Source organism: Vibrio sp. TH_r3 (assembly GCF_033101115.1).
Taxonomy (GTDB): domain Bacteria; phylum Pseudomonadota; class Gammaproteobacteria; order Enterobacterales; family Vibrionaceae; genus Vibrio.
The window spans coordinates 1-512 of record NZ_JAWMPW010000088.1 but is presented as its reverse complement, the minus strand read 5'-3'; the positions used below and the strand labels follow the sequence as shown (position 1 = coordinate 512).

Annotated in this window: 1 protein-coding gene and 2 tRNA genes; 2 read left to right on the top strand and 1 reads right to left on the bottom strand. The window is 37.5% G+C overall.

The features are described 5' to 3' along the window. Positions 1-205: hypothetical protein (locus R3X26_RS18895; RefSeq protein ID WP_317718862.1), on the bottom strand; the 205-nt coding region annotated here is incomplete at its 3' end. Between the two features lie 71 nt (positions 206-276). On the opposite strand from R3X26_RS18895, the gene R3X26_RS18890 reads away from it, so the two are divergent. Then, positions 277-353, top strand: a tRNA-Met gene (locus R3X26_RS18890). 57 nt (positions 354-410) lie between these two features. Further along, a tRNA-Leu gene (locus R3X26_RS18885) sits at positions 411-495 on the top strand. Positions 496-512: the final 17 nt, after the last annotated feature.

Genomic DNA, 512 nt, shown 5'->3' with positions numbered 1-512 from the left:
AACAATTGATGCCAGCATTCCCTGGTTCACTCTTGTTAAAAACAGCAGGTAGCCCAACTATCTTATAAGTGGTTGAGATATTTGTTAATAGAAAGTTGATGCCAGCATTCCCTGGTTTCCTCTTGTTAAAAACAGCAGATAACCCAACCATATTAAAAGTGGTTGAAATATTTATGAGATAAAACTTAATAAATATTACAATCATTAGTATAAAAAGTACTTTTGGTACTGTTAAAAAGCGTTACTTTATATTATATTGTTTCGCTCGTTCAAAATGGCTACGTAGCTCAGCTGGTTAGAGCACATCACTCATAATGATGGGGTCACAGGTTCAAATCCCGTCGTAGCCACCATTTTTAACTTTCTTGCCGTTATTAATTAGCAAGAAGGTAAACTAGATAGATGATAATGCGGAAGTGGCGGAATTGGTAGACGCACCAGATTTAGGTTCTGGCGCCGTAAGGTGTGAGAGTTCAAGTCTCTCCTTCCGCACCATATCAAGCTATCTAAAA